The following is a 16,378-nucleotide window of genomic DNA, read 5'->3' on the forward strand; positions in this document are numbered from 1 at the left end:
TCGCGTGGCGGTGTCAACCGGCGAAGGGCGTGGTCCGCGCTTTAGCCTGTCCGCATGAGCCTGACCGACGAGCTGCTGCGCCCGCTGCTGGCCTCGCCCGCGAAACCGTTGATCACCCACTACGACGACCAGCTGGGCAGCCGCGTCGAGCTGTCCGTGGTGACGACCGCCAACTGGGCGGCCAAGACGGCCAACTGGCTGACCGGGGAGTTCGACGTCGAGCCGGGCGACGCCGTGGCCGTGCAGCTCCCGGCGCACTGGCAGACCGTCGGCGTGCTGCTCGGCGCGTGGTGGTGCGGGGCGCGCGTCGTGACCGAGGGCGCCGGCGCGCGGGTGGCGTTCGTCGGGCCGGACGACCCGGAACCGACCGGCGCCGCGGCGACGGCCGTCGTCACGCTCGACCCGATGGGCCGCGGGCTGGCCGAGCCGCCCGGCGGCGGCGCGTTCGACTACCTGACGGAGTCCCGCGCGGCGGGCGACCAGTACCGCCCGCTCTTCCCGATCCCGGGTGACACGCCCGCGCTGTTCGAGTCCACTGTGGACGAGTTGCTGGCGGAAGCCCGCGCCCGCGCGGCGAAACTCGGCCTCACCGCCGACGACCGGGTGCTGTCCACCCGGGACTGGACCGGGCCGGAGGGCGTCCTCGACGGCCTGCTCGTCCCCCTCGCCGCGGGCGCCCACCTGGTCCACGTGAGCAACGCGGACCAGGCGAAGCTGGCGGCCCGCCGTGATGCCGAACGCACCACGGCGGACCTCCCGGCCTAGGCGTTCTGCAGCTCGCCGACCTCGGCTTCGCGGCGCGCCCGCTTGCGACCCCACAGCAGGTGGTCCAGCGACAGGCGGCCGCCGTTGAAGCCGAGGGCGAGCCCGGCCAGCGCGAGCACCAGGACCAGCTCGTAGCCGCCCTGGCCGGTCAGGCCGTTGTCGATGTGCACCGAAAGCAGCGCGCCCACCGAAATCACGACGTACCCGATGCCCACCAGCGGCATCAGGAACCCGACGATGAAGGCGACCGAGCCGAGGATCTCGACGGTCATCGCGAAGACCGCGGCCGCCGTGGGCAGCGGGATGCCCGACATCTCGAAGAACTTCGCCGTGCCGTCGATGCCGTTGTTCCACTTCTGGAGCCCGTGCGCGAGGAAGACGACCGCGACGCCGATCCTCCCCAGCAGCAGCGCCACGTCCTTGACTCGTCCGAACATCGGTTTCAGCTCCCCGGTGGGTGAATTTTCAACTGACCCGCCTCAAGTTAGGGCCCCGGAACGCCCGATCGAAGCATCGGAGGGTGATCGACAGGGAACCGACAGGGACCGGCTGTGCCGGGAAAAAGCGGTTGGCGACCACCGGAACGAGCGCTACCTTCGCCCTGACCTGCGTCGACGACCGTGAGGAGACCCCCGATGCGCCGACAGACCGACCTGCCCGGCCTGTCACCCGCATCACAAAGGACCTCCCACGACCGTGAAAACCCTGAACATCGGCATCCTCGCGCACATCGACGCCGGTAAGACCAGCCTGACCGAGCGCCTGCTCTTCGAAGCGGGCGCCATCGACCACCTCGGCAGCGTCGACAGCGGCGACACCCGGACCGACTCCCTGGAGCTGGAACGCCGTCGCGGCATCACCATCCGCTCCGCGGTGGTCTCGTTCCTGGCCGGCGACACCCGGATCACGCTGATCGACACCCCGGGCCACTCGGACTTCATCGCCGAGGTCGAACGCGCGCTGCGCGTGCTCGACGGCGCCGTCCTGGTGGTGTCGGCCGTCGAAGGCGTGCAGGCCCAGACCCGCGTGCTGATGCGGACGCTGCGCCGGCTCGGCATCCCGACGCTCGTCTTCGTCAACAAGGTCGACCGGATGGGCGCCCGCGACCAGCTCGGCGACATCCGCGCGAAGCTGGCACCGCGGGCGATCGCGCTGACCGCGTCACCCGGCGAGCTGGCCGAGCTGCTGGCCGACGGCGACGACGCGTTCTTGGAGTCCTATGTGGACGAGCGCGTCGACGAAGCCGCCTGCCGCGCCGAGCTGGCTCGCCAGGTCGCGCGGGGCCTGGTGCACCCCGTCCTGACCGGCTCGGCGATCACCGGCACCGGCGTCGCGGACCTCGTCGCGGCGATGACCGAGCTGCTCCCGGCGACCGAACGCACCGGCGCCGGCCGGCTGGCCGCGACGGTCTTCAAGATCGACCGCGGCCGTGCCGGCGAGAAGATCGCCTACGCGCGCCTGCACTCCGGTTCACTCGCGCCACGGCAGCGGATTCCCTTCTACCGCGGCGAAACCGAGCTGACCGGCCGGGTCTCGGCGCTCGAGGTCGCCGGCGACGACGTGGCGCTCGCCGGCGACGTCGCCCGGGTGCGCGGGCTGCGGGACGTCCGGATCGGCGACCGCCTCGGCTCCCCCGGCACCGCCCGCGACGGCGTGTTCGCGCCGCCCAGCCTGGAGACCGTCGTGCGCCCGGTCCGGCCCGAGCGGGCCGCGGCGCTCTTCACCGCGTTGACCCGACTGTCCGAAGAGGACCCGCTGATCGACGTCCGCCGACGCGGTCACGACGTCTCGGTCCGGCTCTACGGCGAAGTGCAGAAGGAAGTGCTGCGCTCGATGCTGGCCGAGGGCGCCGGCATCGACGTCACGTTCGAAGAGACGCGCACGCTGTACGTCGAGAAGCCGGTCGGCGCCGGGGAAGCGGTCGAGGGGCTGGATCCGGCGCAGCGGCTGTACTTCTTCGCGACGGTCGGGCTGCGCGTCGAACCCGGTCCCGGGGTCGCGTTCGGGCTGTCGGTCGAGCTGGGTTCGCTGCCGCTGGCGTTCCACAAGGCGATCGAGGAGACCGTCCACAGCACGCTCGAGCAGGGGCTGTACGGCTGGGAGGTGCTCGACGTCGCCGTCACGCTGACGCACACGGCGTTCTTCAGCCCGCTCAGCGCGGCGGGCGACTTCCGCAAGATGACGCCGCTGGTGCTGATGGCGGCGCTGCGGGAGGCCGGGACGCGGGTGCACGAGCCGGTGCACCGCTTCGAACTGGAGGTGCCGGCGAACGCCGTCAGCGCGGTGCTGCTCAAGCTCACGAACCTGCGTGCGGTGCCCGGCGAACCGGTGGTGGGGCCGTCGTCGTGCACGCTGCACGGGACGATCCCCGCCGAGCACGTTCACGCGTTCGAGCGGGCGCTGCCGGCCCTGAGCCAGGGCGAGGGCGTCTTCCTCAGCGAGTTCGCCGGCTACCGGCCGTACCCCGGCCCGCCGCCGACGCGGCCGCGGACCGGCGAGAACCCGTTGGACCGCAAGGAGTACCTCGCGCGGGTGGCTCGGCGTTAGCGCTTGTGGGCCCAGGCCGCGCCGAAGCAGTAAGCGCCGAACGCGGCGAGGCCGAGCGCCACGACGGTCAGCAGCACGGTGCCGAAGGGCTGGGCGGCGAGCGTCTTGAGGGCGGAGTCGAGCCCGCCGGCCTTGTTCGGGTCGGCCTGGAACCCGGCGATGGCGAGGAGGATCGCGACCACGGCCAGCACGACGCCCTTGGCGAGGTAGCCGACCTGGCCCACGCCGCCGATCCAGCGCTGGGCCTTGCCCGGCAGCTCGCTCGTGTTCAGGTCTTCGAGGAACTTCTTCTTGAAGCCCTTCACCCCGGCGGCGATGGCGACGCCGAGGACGCACGCCGCGGCGATGACCACCAGCGCCCGGCCGGCGGGCAGCTTCAGCAGCTTGGCGGTGAACTCCTGCTGGTTCTGGCTGCTCGACCCGCCGCCCCCGCTGCCGGTGGCGATCCGGAACGCGGTGAAGCCCAGCACGATGACGATGACCCCGCGGGCGGCGGCGCCGATCCGCTTGCGCGTCCGCTTCCCGCCGCTGACCCACTCGTAGCCGGTGGCGGCCATCAGGAACTGCCAGAGGCCGAACAGGACGAGGCCGATGGCCACGATCCACAGCAGGATCTGGCCGAACGCCGTCGAGCCGATCTGCTGCAGGGCGCCCTTCTGGTCGGCCTGCTCCCTGTCGCCGAAGGCGACCTGGACGGCGAGGTAGGCGATGACGAGGTGCACGACGCCGTAGCACGCCATGCCGATCCGGCCGAGCAGCTGAGCGGTGTCGCTCTTCTCGCCCCGCTGGGCGTCGGCCTCGGTCCGGTGCACTCCTCTTTCGGCCTTCGCCTCGGCCCGGTTCGTGCGGTCTGGTGTCCGGTTCATGCCCGGTCGGGTACCCACTCCGGGGCGTCATCGGCTGGGCCAAGCGGCGTAATCACTTGCTGTGCCTGTGGAACGATCGCCGGGTGAACGCGCGATTGGTCGGCTACTGGTCGGAGTCGGAGCTGTACCCCGGCTCACCCGAGTACACCGAGCTCGGCTTCCGCGCCGACGGGACGGGCTGGCAGTACTGGTCGAGCTGGAGCACGGAGTTCGCCGTCCACCGCTTCGACTGGGCGGAGCCGCGACCGGGCCGGCTCGCCCTGCGGCTGCGGATGGAGCTCGACGGCACGTGGTCGCTGGACGGCGCCGAGATCGCCCACCGCGTCGAGCGCCGGCAGCACGTGGACGAGCTCATCGAGCTGGCCTGGGCCCTCGAACCGGGCCCGGAGCTGACGCTCGGGCGCCCGCTCGACGAGTTCCTGGGCGGCACGCGCTTCCGGCCCGTCGAGGGCGGTGGCACGGACCCGACGCTGGCTTAGGCGGGGCGGCGCCGGACTTCGTCGAGGCGCGCCCAGCCGCCGTTGACCGCCAGCAGCGTCAGCACCTGCTCGGCTTGCTCGGCGAAGCGCGCGAGGTCGTCGTGCAGCAGGGCGGCGCGTTCGCCGTCGAGCTGGTCGAAGTCGTCGAACCAGAGCGAGATGGCCGAGCCCGCCGTGACGGCGAGGCCCTGCGTGAGGCTGAGGAACCCGGGCGACGGCTCGGCGGCAGCCGCGCGGTAGGCCGTCTCGATCTCGTCGCAGGCGGCGAGCAGGTCACGCAGCTGGCGGACGGCACCGGCGGGCGTGCCGTCCCAGGCGGCCGTCGGCCAGGCGCGGTCGGACAGCTCGAGCCACAGCCGCCAGCCGGCGACCAGCTCGGCTTCGTCGTGGGGCGTCCAGGACGCCGGAACCGGCCAGTACATGCTTCGAGAGTGACACCGCCGGAGCGGAAATCCGCCCCGGCGGTGGGTTATGTCTCATGTGGCGAAACTCAGCTGATCACCGGCGGCACGGGCACGCAGGGCGGCGTCTTGGCGTGGGCCGGGTCGAGCGCGTTGAGCACGAGCCCCTCGGCGACGGGGTCGTAGGTGATGCCGAGGTGGTCGGTGAAGTCGAGCACGCAGACGTTCTGCAGCAGGATGTTCTTGACGTTGTTCTTTGGCGGCAGGAACGCGCTCGTGTACGGCGTGACGACGTCGTCGTACCGGGTCTGGATGACGGTGTACTGGATGCCGTCGACGGTTTCGCCCCCGGCGTTGAGATCGGTGAGGAAGTCCGAGCCGACGGCCTGTTCGTTGCAGGCCTGGCAGACGGTCCCGAGCGCGGCGGGCACCCCGGGGATCATTTCGAGGGTGCTGAGCAGGCCGAAGAGGTCGGTCCCGTGGTTGGAGGGAGAGAGCCCGACGACCCGGCTGATCTTGCTCGCGCCCCCGAGGTACTTGATCCAGTACCGCACGTTCATCCCGCCTTGCGAGTGCCCGACGACGTCGAGCTTGGCGGCCCCGGTCGTCGCGAGGATCTTGTCCCCGAAGGCAGCAAGCGCTTTCGTGGTGTCGGCGATGGGCCCGACGGTCTGCAGGAAGGCCCCGGGCGCCCCGCCGAAGTTGCCGGCGAAGACGCAGTAACCCGCGTTGGCGAGTTTCTGGGAGAGGTTGGCCCAGTTTTCGTAGGCGTTGGCGGTGGTCCCGTTGGAGAGGAGAACGGGATTGGGATGCGCGGCGGTGGGTTTGCAGTTCCAGTCGTTCGCCCCAGGAGGAGCGATGGTCGGATCGCCGAGCGAGTAGGCGGCGGCGGTGAGGATGTTGGGCTGAACGGGCCCGGTGGGTTCCCGTCCGGCGGCCTGCCCGACCCCGGCACCTAGCGTGAGCGTCACCGCGCTAGCGACGGCCACCGTGAGCCACCTGCGCGTCGTTGCACCCATCCGGTTCACCTCTCTGTGAAGGATGGTGATCCACGTCACCAGAGAGTTAACGCGCAAGTAACTTGTCCGGACACTCCCCCTGGTGAGTGATTTTCTTGCCCGGTTACACCTGCTAGGAGCCTTGCGACCCACGGTGGACGTCGGAGAAACTGGAGGCGGATAGCCAGTTCAGGCGCGACTGTTCCCCGCCGCGCGGCTTGGTGGCCGCAAGTGCGACGAGGCACGCCGGGTGTGACGTGGTTATCCAGCATTGCCGGCAGACCAAAGCCCCCGGTGAGGATCCCACCGGGGGCGGAGGTCGGCCAGGCCGGGAACCCGAGACCCAGCCCTCCCCGCAACCCCGATCGGAAGCCAGAACACGGCCGGCGGTGCCGGGTCAAGGCACGCTTTCCCGCCTTGACGCGGTACCGCCTGCCGTAGTCACAATCGGGCATCGGGGTGGCGAAGACCAACTAGAGCTTCCGAGGGCGGCCACAACCGGGGCCTCGGGGTGCGGCCGTGGTCCGTTCCAGGTCCGAGCTATCGCGCGCGGGGCCGCCGCCGCGCGGCGCCGGCGATCGAAGGAACCGCCAGCCCGACGGCAACCGCGGCAATCAGGAGCGCCACCGCCCAGACGAACCGCGACTTGGCCGCGCCTTGGCAGATCTGGACGTTCCGCTGCGCCCGCCGCGCCTCAGCCTGCCGCTCCTCAGGCGTCGACCGGCCGGCCGACGACGCCGCGGAGTCGTCCCGGTTCACCGCATCGGGGTCGACCATCATCTGCAGTGTGTTGTTCGACGACGCTCCCGGGCCGCAGTAGAGCGGTCCCTCGAGCACACCGAGGTCCTGGGGCGGCAGCGGGAGCAGCATGACGAGAACGGCACCGAGCAGGGCGAGGGCGCCGATCGCCGAACAGATCAGCCGGGTCATCAGCGCCCACCGAGCTTGATCGCGATGTACGCGAGCAAGATCACCGCGATGGCCAACAGGACGACGATCGCGATCATGCCGAGGACGAAGCCGTCCGAAGAAGTTGTCACGATCACCGGCTGCTCCTAGCGCTGGAAACGGTCGCCTGGGAGTCGGTTCGTCGGCGGATCTTGTTTCATCCCGTACGCGCAAAGCGGCCCCCGGCGCGATGGTCGCACCGGGGGCCGCTCGACGTCGAAGTCAGCCCTTGAGCAAAGCTCGAGCCATGACAACCTTCTGAATCTGGTTCGTACCTTCATAAATCTGCGTGATCTTCGCGTCCCGCATCATCCGCTCAACCGGGAAGTCCCGCGTGTACCCAGCCCCACCGAAGAGCTGAACGGCATCCGTGGTCACCTCCATGGCGATATCGGACGCGTAAGCCTTAGCCGCCGAAGCCATGAATCCAGCCCGCTTGTCCCCGCGCTCCGAAGCCGCCGCCGAGGCGTAAACCAAATGACGAGCCGCCTCGATCTTCGTCCCCATGTCGGCCAGCATGAACTGGACGCCCTGGAACTCGGCGATCGACTTCCCGAACTGCCGACGGTCCTTCACATAAGCCACCGCGGCGTCCAAAGCACCCTGGGCGATGCCCAGCGCCTGCGCGCCGATCGTCGGGCGGGTGTGGTCCAACGTCCGCAGCGCCGTCTTCAAGCCCGTGCCCGGCTCGCCGATGATCCGGTCCTCCGGGATCGTGCAGTTCTCGAAGTAGATCTCGCGCGTCGGCGAGCCCTTGATGCCGAGCTTCTTCTCCTTCGGGCCCACCGAGAAGCCCGGGTCGTCCTTGTGCACGACGAACGCCGAGATGCCGTTGGCCTTCTTCTCCGCGTCCGGATCGGTCACCGCCATCACCGTGTACCAGGACGACTCGCCCGCGTTGGTGATCCAGCACTTGGTGCCGTTGAGCACCCAGTGGTCGCCGTCGAGCCGGGCGCGCGTGCGCATCGACGCCGTGTCCGAACCGGCCTCGCGCTCCGACAGCGCGTACGACGCCGAAGCCTCGCCCGACGCGATCGAGGGCAGCACCAGCTTCTTCACGCTCTCCGAACCGGACAGGATGATCGGCTGCGTGCCGAGCTTGTTCACCGCCGGGATCAGCGACGCCGACGCGTCGACCCGCGCGACCTCTTCGATCACGATGCAGGCGCCGACGGCGTCCGCGCCCTGGCCGTCGTACTCCTCGCCGATGTGGACGGCGTTGAACCCGGACTTGACCAGCGCGTTGTACGCCTCGATCGGGTAGCGCTCGTTCTCGTCGACCTCGGCCGCGTACGGCGCGATCTCCTTCTCGGCCAGGGCCCGGACCGCGGCCCGCAGCTCCTCGTGCTCCTCGGCAAGCTGGTACAGGCCGTCGGTCACTTCGGGTCACCTTCTCTACGACGTCGGGAGAGTCCTGCTCGATGTTAGCGCTCGTTCACCGACCGGCTGCGTCCTTGTGTCGTGGACCGCAGAATTCGTAAGGTCGAGTGATGCCGCTCACCGCGCCGACGACGCCGCCCGGGTTGCCCGCCTCCCTCGACTACCCCGAAGTCCCGGTCGGTTCGATCCTCGCCGCGGGCGCCGCGCGCTGGGGCGACCGGACCGCCTTCGCCCACGACGGCCGCAGCCTCACCTTCACCGAGACCTACCGCGCGGCCTGCCGCTTCGCCCACGCGCTGCGGGCGCAGGGCGTGGGCCGCGGCGACGTCGTCGCGCTCCACCTGCCGAACTGCCTCGCCTTCCCGGTCGCCTACTACGGCACGATGCTGGCCGGGGCCACCTTCAGCCCGGCCAACCCGCTGCTCCCGCCGGAGGACCTCGCCTTCCAGCTCACCGACTGCGAGGCCGCCGCCGTCGTGACGTTCGGCCCGGTCGCGGGCGCGCTGGCGAGCGTCGCCGACCGGATCCCGGTCCGGCTGACCGTCGTCGTCGGACCGACCGGCGACCTGCCCGAAGGCGGTTTCGAGTTCGAGGCGTTCCATGCCGGCCACCCCGAGACGCGCCCATCGGTGGACACCGACGTCCACGAAGACCTCGCCCACCTCGCCTACACCGGCGGCACCACCGGCCGGTCGAAGGGCGTGCGGCTCACGCACCGCAACGTCGTGGTCAACACCCTGCAGCACTCGTGCTGGGGCAGCGGCTCGGTCCCGGCGCTCGACGCGCACGGCGACATCACGCTCGACCAGATCGGCAGCGAGGACGAGTGGCCGACGCGCCTGGGCACCGGCGTCGCGATCAACCTGACGCCCTGGTTCCACGCGATGGGCATCATCGGCGGCCTGAACGCGGCGGTGATGGCCGGGACGACGATCGTCCTGCACTCGCGCTTCGACCCGCCCGCGTACGTCGCCGACGCCGAACGGCTGCGCATCACCGGCATCGGCGGTGCCCCCGCGCTGTTCGCCGCGCTGCTCGCGACGCCGTCGTTCCACACCGCGGACCTGTCTTCGGTGCGCGCGATCGGCTCGGGTGCCGCGCCGATGAACCACGCGATGATCAACGCGCTGCGCGAGCGGTTCCCGGGCGTGGTGGTCAGCGAGGGCTACGGCCTCACGGAGGCGACGATGGGCGCGGTGATCTCGCCGACGTACGTCTCCGGCACGCGCAAGGTCGGCTCGGTGGGCGTCCCGATCTTCGACACCGAGGTCAAGATCGTCCCGGCCGAGGGCGGCGAGGACCCGCTTCCGGCGGGTGAGAAGGGCGAGGTCTGCCTGCGCGGCCCGCAGATCATGCAGGGCTACCGCAACCGCCCCGAGGAGACGGCGGCGGCCCTGGTCGACGGCTGGCTCCACACGGGCGACATCGGCATCCTCGACGCGGACGGCTACCTGTCCATCGTGGACCGCAAGAAGGACATGCTGCTGTACAAGGGGTACAACGTCTTCCCGCGCGAGCTGGAGGAGCTGCTGATCACGATGCCGGGCGTCGCGGCAGCGGCGGTGGTGGGCCGCCCGGACACCGAGGTCGGCGAGCTCCCGGTGGCGTTCGTCGTCCCGCGCGGCGAACTGGACGCCGACGAGCTGATGGCCGCGGTGAACGAGAAGGTGCTGCCGTACAAGCGGTTGCGGGAGGTCCACGTGGTCGAGCAGATCCCGGTGTCGGCCGCGGGGAAGGTGCTCAAGCGCGAACTGCGGCAGCAGCTGATCGGCAAGCTCGACGGCTGAGCTACGGCTTGAACCGGCAGCTCGCCGGTTGCGCCCGGCAGTCGTGCCGCTTCGGCCCGATCCCGGTCTCCCCCGAGTGCATGTTGTACTCGACGTCGTGGGGGCCCCAGGCCGTCGTGGCGAACGCCGGCTGACCGGATGGCGGGACGACCAGCGAGCGGCGGCTGCCCCGGTAGCTGTACTCGATCCGGACCCGCCAGCGGCAGAAGCACTTCTCCGTGTGCGCGCGGATAACCAGGTGTTCCGTTTTGCCCTGCTCGACGAACCGGACCTTGCCGTCCGTCAGGTAGGGCCGGGTCGGGCCACCGGGGTCGTCGCCCGGGACCAGGGCCGGGATCTCCGTGCCGGCCGCGGCGTCGAGCCGGAACTCGATCAGCGCCGCCTCGCCGGAGCCCTGCGGGTCGGCGACGAACGCGGTTCCCGCCAGCGGTGTGCACCGCTCCTCGACTACCGCGGTGATCTTCTCGAGGTCGATTCGGCCGGACCGGTGGCTCTCCAGCGTCACCTGCTGGCCGGACGTGCCCAGCTGAGCGGAGGTGTGCCGGCTCATCTCGTCGAACACGTCGTACGACGACGGGACGGTCAGCACGGCGTCGGTCGCCCAGTAGGCCCCGGCGACCAGGCTCGGGTAGCTCTCCCCGTGCGCGGTCAGCACTTCGTCGGAGAAGACGTCCCGCGTCCGGTCGGCGGCCAGCGGCGCGACGCCGGGGATCGCGACGGCGAGCACCAGCGGGGTCGCGGTGGCGACCAGCGCCTTCGGCACCTTGCCGAGCCGGTGCCACCACCCGGGCCCTCGCTTCGGCCGCTCCGCGGGACGCAGGGTCGTCGTCCGGCCCGCGACGACCGGTTTCCGCCTGCGGTTCACGCCTCCACACCTTCCTGCGCCGGTTCGGACTCCGGCTCGGACTCCGGCTCGGGAGCCGGCCGCGGACCGGCCACCACGGCCAGCAACGGCACCGCGGCGAGCGACGCGAAGTAGCCGAGGCCCAGCTCGAGCTCATCGCGATGGGTGCTGATCCGGTCCGCGACCCCGGTGGGGTCCCACAGCAGCCACGCGTTGATCAGCAGCACGCCGTAGAGGCCCCCGCACACGTACAGGGCGGCCAGGCGCAAGGCGTTGCGCCGCCAGCCCGTCGTCAGCGCGATACCCACGAGCAGCACGAGGACCGCGACCAAGCCGGCGCGGTAGATCCCCGGCCAGCCGGTGACTACGGCCGGCAGCTCGCCGTCGGAGTTGTCGACCTCGAACCAGGCCAGCGACTGGGACAGCACGACGAGCGGGACGGCGAGCACCAGCGCCGTCACCCGCACGACCGGCGTCCGCCGCCGCGGCTCCGCGTCCGTCGTCGACGCGATCGAGAGACGCGTGCCGGCCGGGATGCCCGCGATGGCGACGCCGAGTCCGAGCAGCAGCAGCCCGGTCGTGTAGAACACCAGGCCCTGGGCCGGCGTCACCAGGAAGTCCGCGGCCGCCCGCTCCGAGTTCAGACCGGCCGACTGCACACCGGCGCGGATGTCGGCCGCGTTGGCGCGCAGCCCGACGAACAGGGCGGCCAGCGCGGGCAACGGCGCGCACACGGCGACCACCAGCCACCGCGCCCCGACCCCGCGGCGCCCGGCCGCGAACGCCACGACCGCGCCCACTGCGGCGACCACGAGCAGCACGGCGAACGTCGGGCCTTGCCGCTCGATGCTCGTCACCGTGAGGTCGAACGACGCGCTCTGCGGATCGGTCCGGACCGTGACCCAGGGGAACGTCAACGCGACGACGGCCAGTCCGACCCCGATGCCCGCCAGGACGAGCCCGGCGAGCCAGGGCACCGAAACGCCGTCGTCCGACCGGGAATCCGCCATCACTAGCCCTTCGAAGACGCCGCCAACCGGAGCCCGGACCTTAACGGGTTCGCCGGGACGGGCGTGGCGGTTTCGGAGAGTCTCAGCCGAACGGAGCGATCAGCGGCCGGCCTTGGCGCGTAGCGCCGCGTCCTTGTCCAGGACCAGCTTCTCCAGGTCCTGCTGGAACTTCGCCATCTTCGAGCGCAGGCCCTCGTCGGATGCTGCCAAGATGCGGACCGCCAGCAGGCCCGCGTTGCGCGCGCCGCCTACTGAGACCGTGGCCACCGGGATGCCCGCCGGCATCTGGACGATCGACAGCAGCGAGTCCATTCCGTCCAGGTACTTCAGCGGGACCGGGACGCCGATCACCGGGAGGACCGTCGCCGAGGCGACCATGCCCGGGAGGTGGGCCGCGCCGCCCGCGCCCGCGATGATCACGCGGATGCCGCGGGCCACCGCCGACGTCGCGTAGTCCAGCATGCGCTGCGGGGTGCGGTGCGCCGAATACACGCCGACTTCGTACTCGACGCCGAACTCGTCCAGCGCCGCGCCGGCCGCCTCCAGCACCGGCCAGTCCGAGTCGCTGCCCATGATCACGCCCACCTGCGGCGCCATACCCGATACTCCCGTCAGTGGATCTCGTAGCCGTCGAGCCAGACGGCGTGGGACAGCCAGTGCGCCGACAGCAGCGCGCGGTTGCGCAGGTCCTCCATGCGCTCGCCGGTGAAGTTGACGTGCCCGAGCTTGCGCCCCGGCCGCTCCTGCTTGCCGTACAGGTGCACCCGGACTTCCGGGTACCGCGCGAACAGGTGGTGCAGCCGCTCGTCCGGGCCCATCTTCGGCAGCTCCGGCGCGCCCAGGACGTTCGCCATCACGCACGCCGGCGCGATCAGGTCCGTCCGGCCCAGCGGGTAGTCGAGCACCGCGCGCAGGTGCTGCTCGAACTGGGACGTGCGCGAGCCGTCCATCGTCCAGTGCCCGGAGTTGTGCGGGCGCATCGCCAGCTCGTTCACCAGCAGCCCGGTGTCGGTCTCGAACAGCTCGACCGCGAGCAGCCCGGTGACGTCCAGCGTCGACGCCACCCGCAGCGCGAGGTCCTGCGCCTCGTGGACGCGCTCGGGCGCGAGGCCCGGCGCCGGGGCGAGGACCACGGTGTTGATGCCGCCCTCCTGCACCGTCTCGACCACCGGGTACGCCGCGCCCTGGCCGAAGGGCGAGCGGGCGACGAGCGCGGCCAGCTCCCGCCGCATCGCCACCTTCTCCTCGACCAGCAGCGCCGTGCCCGCTTCGAGCAGTTCCGGCACGGTCTCGCGGGCGTGCTGCGCGGTGTCCAGCATCCAGACGCCGCGGCCGTCGTAGCCGCCGGTCGACGCCTTGAGCACCACCGGCCAGCCGTGCTCGCCGCCGAACCGCACCACGTCGTCCACAGTGGACACCTCGGCGAAGGCGGGACCCGGCACGCCGAGCCCGGCCATCATCTCGCGCATCACCAGCTTGTTCTGCGCGAAGCCCAGCGCGCTCGGCGCCGGACGGATCGCGTAGCCCTCCATCGCCAGCGTCAGCAGGTGCTCGCCCGGCACGTGCTCGTGGTCGAACGTGAGCACGTCGACCGAGGCCGCGAACTTCCGCAGCGCGTCGAGGTCGGTGTGGTGCCCCAGGGTGACGTCGCCCGCGACGAGCCCCGCCGCTTCGTTCTCGCTCGCGGCGAGCACGCGCAGGGACTGGCCGAGGGAGATCGCCGCCTGGTGGGTCATCCGGGCCAGCTGGCCGCCGCCCACCATGCCCACGACGGGCAGACCGGTGTGTTTGTCCATAGCGCCAGTCAGCCTAAACGGTCACGACCTGGGGTGACCGCCGGACCAGGCGAAGCTCACGCGCCGCCAGCCCGAGGATCCCGGCCGCCGCCGCGAGCACGTAGACGTTGCCGAGGACCGACCAGCCCAGGCCCCAGCCGAACTCGCGATCGCCGCCGTTGGGCACCAGCATCACGATCTGCGAGGCGAACAGCAGCGCGACCGCCGCCGCGGCCCACCACCGCGCCTTCACCACCAGCAGCGTGAGCAACGGCACGCACCAGACCCAGTGGTGCGACCACGACACGGGCGACAGCAGCAGCCCGTAGAACGCCGTCACCAGCAGCGCGGCCGCGTCCTCGCCCCGCCGGTGCAGCCGCACGACCAGCCACACCGCGGGGCCGGCCAGCACCGCCGCCACCCCGACCGCCGCCGCCAGCGACCAGGGGGCCAGCTCCGAAGCGCGGTTGACCAGCCCGTTGAGCGACTGGTTGAAGATCCAGTGCACCGACCCGACCCGGCTCGGGTCGGTCGCCGAATCCCGCCAGAACCGCGCCGCGTCGACCGGGATGACCGCGAACATCACCGCTTCGAGCGCCACGAACGTGCCCAGGGCCCGCAGCCCGTCCTTCCACCGGCCGGTGAAGAACAGGTGCGGCACGAAGATCAGCGGGGTCAGCTTGATCGCCGCCGCCACGCCGATCAGCACGCCCGCCCACCGCGACCCGCGCAGGGAGAGCACGAGGACGTCCAGCACCACGAACGCCATCAGTATCAAGTTGATCTGGCCCAGGAACAGCGTCTTCCACACCGGTTCCAGGACCAGAGCGGCGGCCGTTCCCGCCGGCAGCGCCCACCACCTGCTTCCCAGCAGGGATGCGCGCCCCGGCGACGACGAAACCACCGTGATGACGACGATAAGGGCGACCACCGACAAAAACGCGATCACGCCCCACACCAGGCCGGACGGCACCAGCGCGAGCGGCAGGAACAGCGGCGCGGCGGCCGGCGTGTAGGTGAAGGGCAGCCGCACCCAGTCCGGCAGCGCGGTCAGCACGTCCCGCGTGTACAGCGGATCGCCGTGCACCAGCGTCAACGCTCCGGCGCGGTAGACGGCGCTGTCCGCGCCCAAGTGCCACCCGGCCAGCCAGACGACGACCCCGAACGCCAGCACCAGCAGCGCGATACCGCCGGCGACGAAGCGACCGGCGCGCGCCTCAGACGCCGGTCGTGACGTCGACATGCTCGTCCGAAGCCGCCTTCTCCCGCGCGCGCCGCTGCAGGCCCCAGCGCAGGATCAGCGCCGCCGCAAGCACGACCGGCATCAGGATGTAGGCGTCCCCCAGTACGTTCTGCCACACCTTCCAGTGCAGTTCGACGTTGCGGCCGTTCGGCAGGATCAGCAGCACGCAGCTGACGAACACGAACGCCACCAGGCCGGTCCCGACCCAGCGCTTCCACGCCGTCTTCGGCGTGGTCTTCGGCAGCCGCGAGACCAGCAGCACGATCAGCGGGATCACCCACACCCAGTGGTGCGTCCACGAGATCGGCGAGATCAGCAGCGTCCAGAACGCGGTGACGAGCAGCGCCGCCAGCGCCTGGCCCTTGCGGTGGAAGCGGATCAGCAGCCACAGCGCCGGGATCGCGAGCAGGAAGCCGATGCCCATGGCCGCCTTCGACGCCCACGGCGCGAGGTCGGTGGCCCGGTTCATCAGCGCGTTCAGCGACTGGTTGCCCGCCCAGTGCACCGGCCCGATCCGGCCGGTGTCCGGCAGCGTCACGGTCCAGTACTTCGCGGCGTCGTGGGCGTTGATCAGGAACATCAGGCCCTGCAGCACGAGGAACGTCGCGAAGCCGCGGATCGCGTCCATCCGGCGGCCGGTGACGAACAGGTGCCCGAGGAACACCAGCGGCGTGAGCTTGATCGCCGCCGCGACGCCGACCAGCACGCCGCCCCAGCGGCTGCCGCGGGCGCCGATGACCAGCATGTCCAGCAGGATCATGGCCATCAGGATCAGGTTGATCTGGCCGAGGAAGATCGTCCGCCACACCGGCTCGAGGCCGAGGAAGACCAGGAAGAACACGATGGTCGAGCGGGCGGGCGAGGCCCACCAGCGCGGCCCGTCCGCGGCCGGGCGGGGCAGCGCGCCGATCGCGATCCGGATCGACAGCGCCATCGCGGCCAGCGAGACGGCGGTGATCAGGCCCCAGGAGATCTGGGTCGGGAACGCGGCGAGCGGCACGAAGATCAGCGCGGCCGTCGGCGGGTACGTGAACGGCAGCAGGGCCCACCACGGCTCGGGGGCCAGCGTGTTGGCGTCGTAGAGCGAGTCGCCGTGCAGCAGCGTCAGCGCGCCCGCCCGGTAGACCGCGCTGTCGACGCCGAGCACCCAGTCGTGCTGCCAGCCCCAGATGCCGTACCCGACCGCGACCAGCGGGATCACCGCGAGGATCAGGATCGACCGCGGGCGGACGGACAGGCGCGCGAGTGACTTCCGCAGGGCCAGGCGGTGCTGGGGTCCGGCCGCGATCGCGCCGTCGACGTCGGTGGGTACGGTCCGGGTCACCTCACCAGGAA

The 16,378-nt window shown here is 71.2% G+C and carries 16 protein-coding genes; 4 read left to right on the plus strand and 12 right to left on the minus strand.

Features of this window, described 5'->3' with window-relative positions:
* Positions 1-54: 54 nt before the first annotated feature.
* Positions 55-765, plus strand: coding sequence for a TIGR03089 family protein (locus ACIRSS_RS28580; RefSeq protein ID WP_400900200.1), 711 nt, complete (start codon positions 55-57; stop codon positions 763-765).
* On the opposite strand, the gene ACIRSS_RS28585 is transcribed toward ACIRSS_RS28580, so the two are convergent.
* A complete protein-coding gene (locus ACIRSS_RS28585; protein WP_400900201.1) occupies positions 762-1,202 on the minus strand; it encodes a DoxX family protein in 441 nt (146 codons plus the stop codon). The genes ACIRSS_RS28580 and ACIRSS_RS28585 overlap by 4 nt on opposite strands.
* Before the next feature lie 259 nt (positions 1,203-1,461).
* Here ACIRSS_RS28585 and ACIRSS_RS28590 point away from each other — a divergent pair, with 259 nt between their 5' ends.
* On the plus strand, positions 1,462-3,312 hold the full coding sequence (locus tag ACIRSS_RS28590; RefSeq protein WP_400900203.1) for a GTP-binding protein: 1,851 nt from the start codon (positions 1,462-1,464) through the stop codon (positions 3,310-3,312).
* Here the strand turns inward: ACIRSS_RS28590 and ACIRSS_RS28595 are convergent.
* Positions 3,309-4,124, minus strand: a complete 816-nt coding sequence (locus ACIRSS_RS28595) for a DUF1206 domain-containing protein (RefSeq protein WP_400901891.1) — start codon at positions 4,122-4,124, stop codon at positions 3,309-3,311. The genes ACIRSS_RS28590 and ACIRSS_RS28595 overlap by 4 nt on opposite strands.
* 137 nt (positions 4,125-4,261) lie before the next feature.
* Between ACIRSS_RS28595 and ACIRSS_RS28600 the strand changes: the two genes are divergently transcribed.
* Positions 4,262-4,657, plus strand: coding sequence for a hypothetical protein (locus ACIRSS_RS28600; protein ID WP_400900205.1), 396 nt, complete (start codon positions 4,262-4,264; stop codon positions 4,655-4,657).
* Here the strand turns inward: ACIRSS_RS28600 and ACIRSS_RS28605 are convergent.
* The 4 genes from ACIRSS_RS28605 to ACIRSS_RS28620 form a co-directional block, all read right to left on the minus strand.
* Positions 4,654-5,079: a hypothetical protein gene (locus ACIRSS_RS28605; protein ID WP_400900207.1), complete on the minus strand. Its 426-nt coding sequence runs from the start codon at positions 5,077-5,079 to the stop codon at positions 4,654-4,656. The two genes, ACIRSS_RS28600 and ACIRSS_RS28605, sit on opposite strands and share 4 nt — an antisense overlap.
* A 68-nt stretch (positions 5,080-5,147) precedes the next feature.
* Positions 5,148-6,077, minus strand: coding sequence for an esterase/lipase family protein (locus tag ACIRSS_RS28610; RefSeq protein WP_400900208.1), 930 nt, complete (start codon positions 6,075-6,077; stop codon positions 5,148-5,150).
* 519 nt (positions 6,078-6,596) lie between these two features.
* Positions 6,597-6,986 carry a hypothetical protein gene (locus ACIRSS_RS28615; RefSeq protein ID WP_400900210.1) on the minus strand — a complete coding sequence of 130 codons (390 nt, stop codon included), beginning with the start codon at positions 6,984-6,986 and terminating at the stop codon, positions 6,597-6,599.
* A 240-nt stretch (positions 6,987-7,226) separates the two neighbouring features.
* Positions 7,227-8,384, minus strand: a complete 1,158-nt coding sequence (locus ACIRSS_RS28620; protein WP_086683039.1) for an acyl-CoA dehydrogenase family protein — start codon at positions 8,382-8,384, stop codon at positions 7,227-7,229.
* 110 nt (positions 8,385-8,494) lie between these two features.
* On the opposite strand from ACIRSS_RS28620, the gene ACIRSS_RS28625 reads away from it, so the two are divergent.
* Positions 8,495-10,171: a class I adenylate-forming enzyme family protein gene (locus tag ACIRSS_RS28625; protein WP_400900212.1), complete on the plus strand. Its 1,677-nt coding sequence runs from the start codon at positions 8,495-8,497 to the stop codon at positions 10,169-10,171.
* 1 nt (position 10,172) lies between these two features.
* Here the strand turns inward: ACIRSS_RS28625 and ACIRSS_RS28630 are convergent, their stop codons facing one another.
* The 6 genes from ACIRSS_RS28630 to ACIRSS_RS28655 all read right to left on the minus strand — a co-directional run bounded on the left by ACIRSS_RS28630 (position 10,173) and on the right by ACIRSS_RS28655 (position 16,367).
* A complete protein-coding gene (locus ACIRSS_RS28630) occupies positions 10,173-11,036 on the minus strand; it encodes a hypothetical protein (protein ID WP_400900214.1) in 864 nt (287 codons plus the stop codon).
* Complete coding sequence (locus ACIRSS_RS28635; protein WP_400900216.1) at positions 11,033-12,025, minus strand: hypothetical protein; 993 nt, start codon at positions 12,023-12,025, stop codon at positions 11,033-11,035. The genes ACIRSS_RS28630 and ACIRSS_RS28635 overlap by 4 nt, the downstream gene beginning before the upstream one ends.
* Before the next feature lie 99 nt (positions 12,026-12,124).
* On the minus strand, positions 12,125-12,622 hold the full coding sequence (purE, locus tag ACIRSS_RS28640) for a 5-(carboxyamino)imidazole ribonucleotide mutase (RefSeq protein ID WP_400900218.1): 498 nt from the start codon (positions 12,620-12,622) through the stop codon (positions 12,125-12,127).
* 14 nt (positions 12,623-12,636) lie between these two features.
* Complete coding sequence (locus ACIRSS_RS28645; RefSeq protein ID WP_400900220.1) at positions 12,637-13,821, minus strand: 5-(carboxyamino)imidazole ribonucleotide synthase; 1,185 nt, start codon at positions 13,819-13,821, stop codon at positions 12,637-12,639.
* A gap of 13 nt (positions 13,822-13,834) precedes the next feature.
* The gene (locus tag ACIRSS_RS28650; protein ID WP_400900222.1) at positions 13,835-15,043 is read right to left on the minus strand and encodes a glycosyltransferase 87 family protein; all 1,209 of its coding nucleotides are present in this window, start codon (positions 15,041-15,043) and stop codon (positions 13,835-13,837) included.
* Complete coding sequence (locus tag ACIRSS_RS28655; RefSeq protein WP_400900224.1) at positions 15,018-16,367, minus strand: glycosyltransferase 87 family protein; 1,350 nt, start codon at positions 16,365-16,367, stop codon at positions 15,018-15,020. Before ACIRSS_RS28655 ends, ACIRSS_RS28650 begins: the two co-directional genes overlap by 26 nt.
* Positions 16,368-16,378: the final 11 nt, after the last annotated feature.

This window comes from Amycolatopsis sp. NPDC101161, from assembly GCF_044768185.1.
In the GTDB taxonomy this organism is placed as follows: Bacteria; Actinomycetota; Actinomycetes; order Mycobacteriales; family Pseudonocardiaceae; genus Amycolatopsis.

Coding starts and splice junctions, on each gene's coding strand:
- ACIRSS_RS28580 (WP_400900200.1), top strand. CDS start 55: ATGAGCCTGACCGACGAGCTGCTGCGCCCGCTGCTGGCCTCGCCCGCG.
- ACIRSS_RS28625 (WP_400900212.1), top strand. CDS start 8,495: ATGCCGCTCACCGCGCCGACGACGCCGCCCGGGTTGCCCGCCTCCCTC.
- ACIRSS_RS28610 (WP_400900208.1), bottom strand. CDS start 6,077: ATGGGTGCAACGACGCGCAGGTGGCTCACGGTGGCCGTCGCTAGCGCG.
- ACIRSS_RS28645 (WP_400900220.1), bottom strand. CDS start 13,821: ATGGACAAACACACCGGTCTGCCCGTCGTGGGCATGGTGGGCGGCGGC.
- purE (WP_400900218.1), bottom strand. CDS start 12,622: ATGGCGCCGCAGGTGGGCGTGATCATGGGCAGCGACTCGGACTGGCCG.
- ACIRSS_RS28615 (WP_400900210.1), bottom strand. CDS start 6,986: ATGACCCGGCTGATCTGTTCGGCGATCGGCGCCCTCGCCCTGCTCGGT.
- ACIRSS_RS28635 (WP_400900216.1), bottom strand. CDS start 12,025: ATGGCGGATTCCCGGTCGGACGACGGCGTTTCGGTGCCCTGGCTCGCC.
- ACIRSS_RS28585 (WP_400900201.1), bottom strand. CDS start 1,202: ATGTTCGGACGAGTCAAGGACGTGGCGCTGCTGCTGGGGAGGATCGGC.
- ACIRSS_RS28650 (WP_400900222.1), bottom strand. CDS start 15,043: ATGTCGACGTCACGACCGGCGTCTGAGGCGCGCGCCGGTCGCTTCGTC.
- ACIRSS_RS28605 (WP_400900207.1), bottom strand. CDS start 5,079: ATGTACTGGCCGGTTCCGGCGTCCTGGACGCCCCACGACGAAGCCGAG.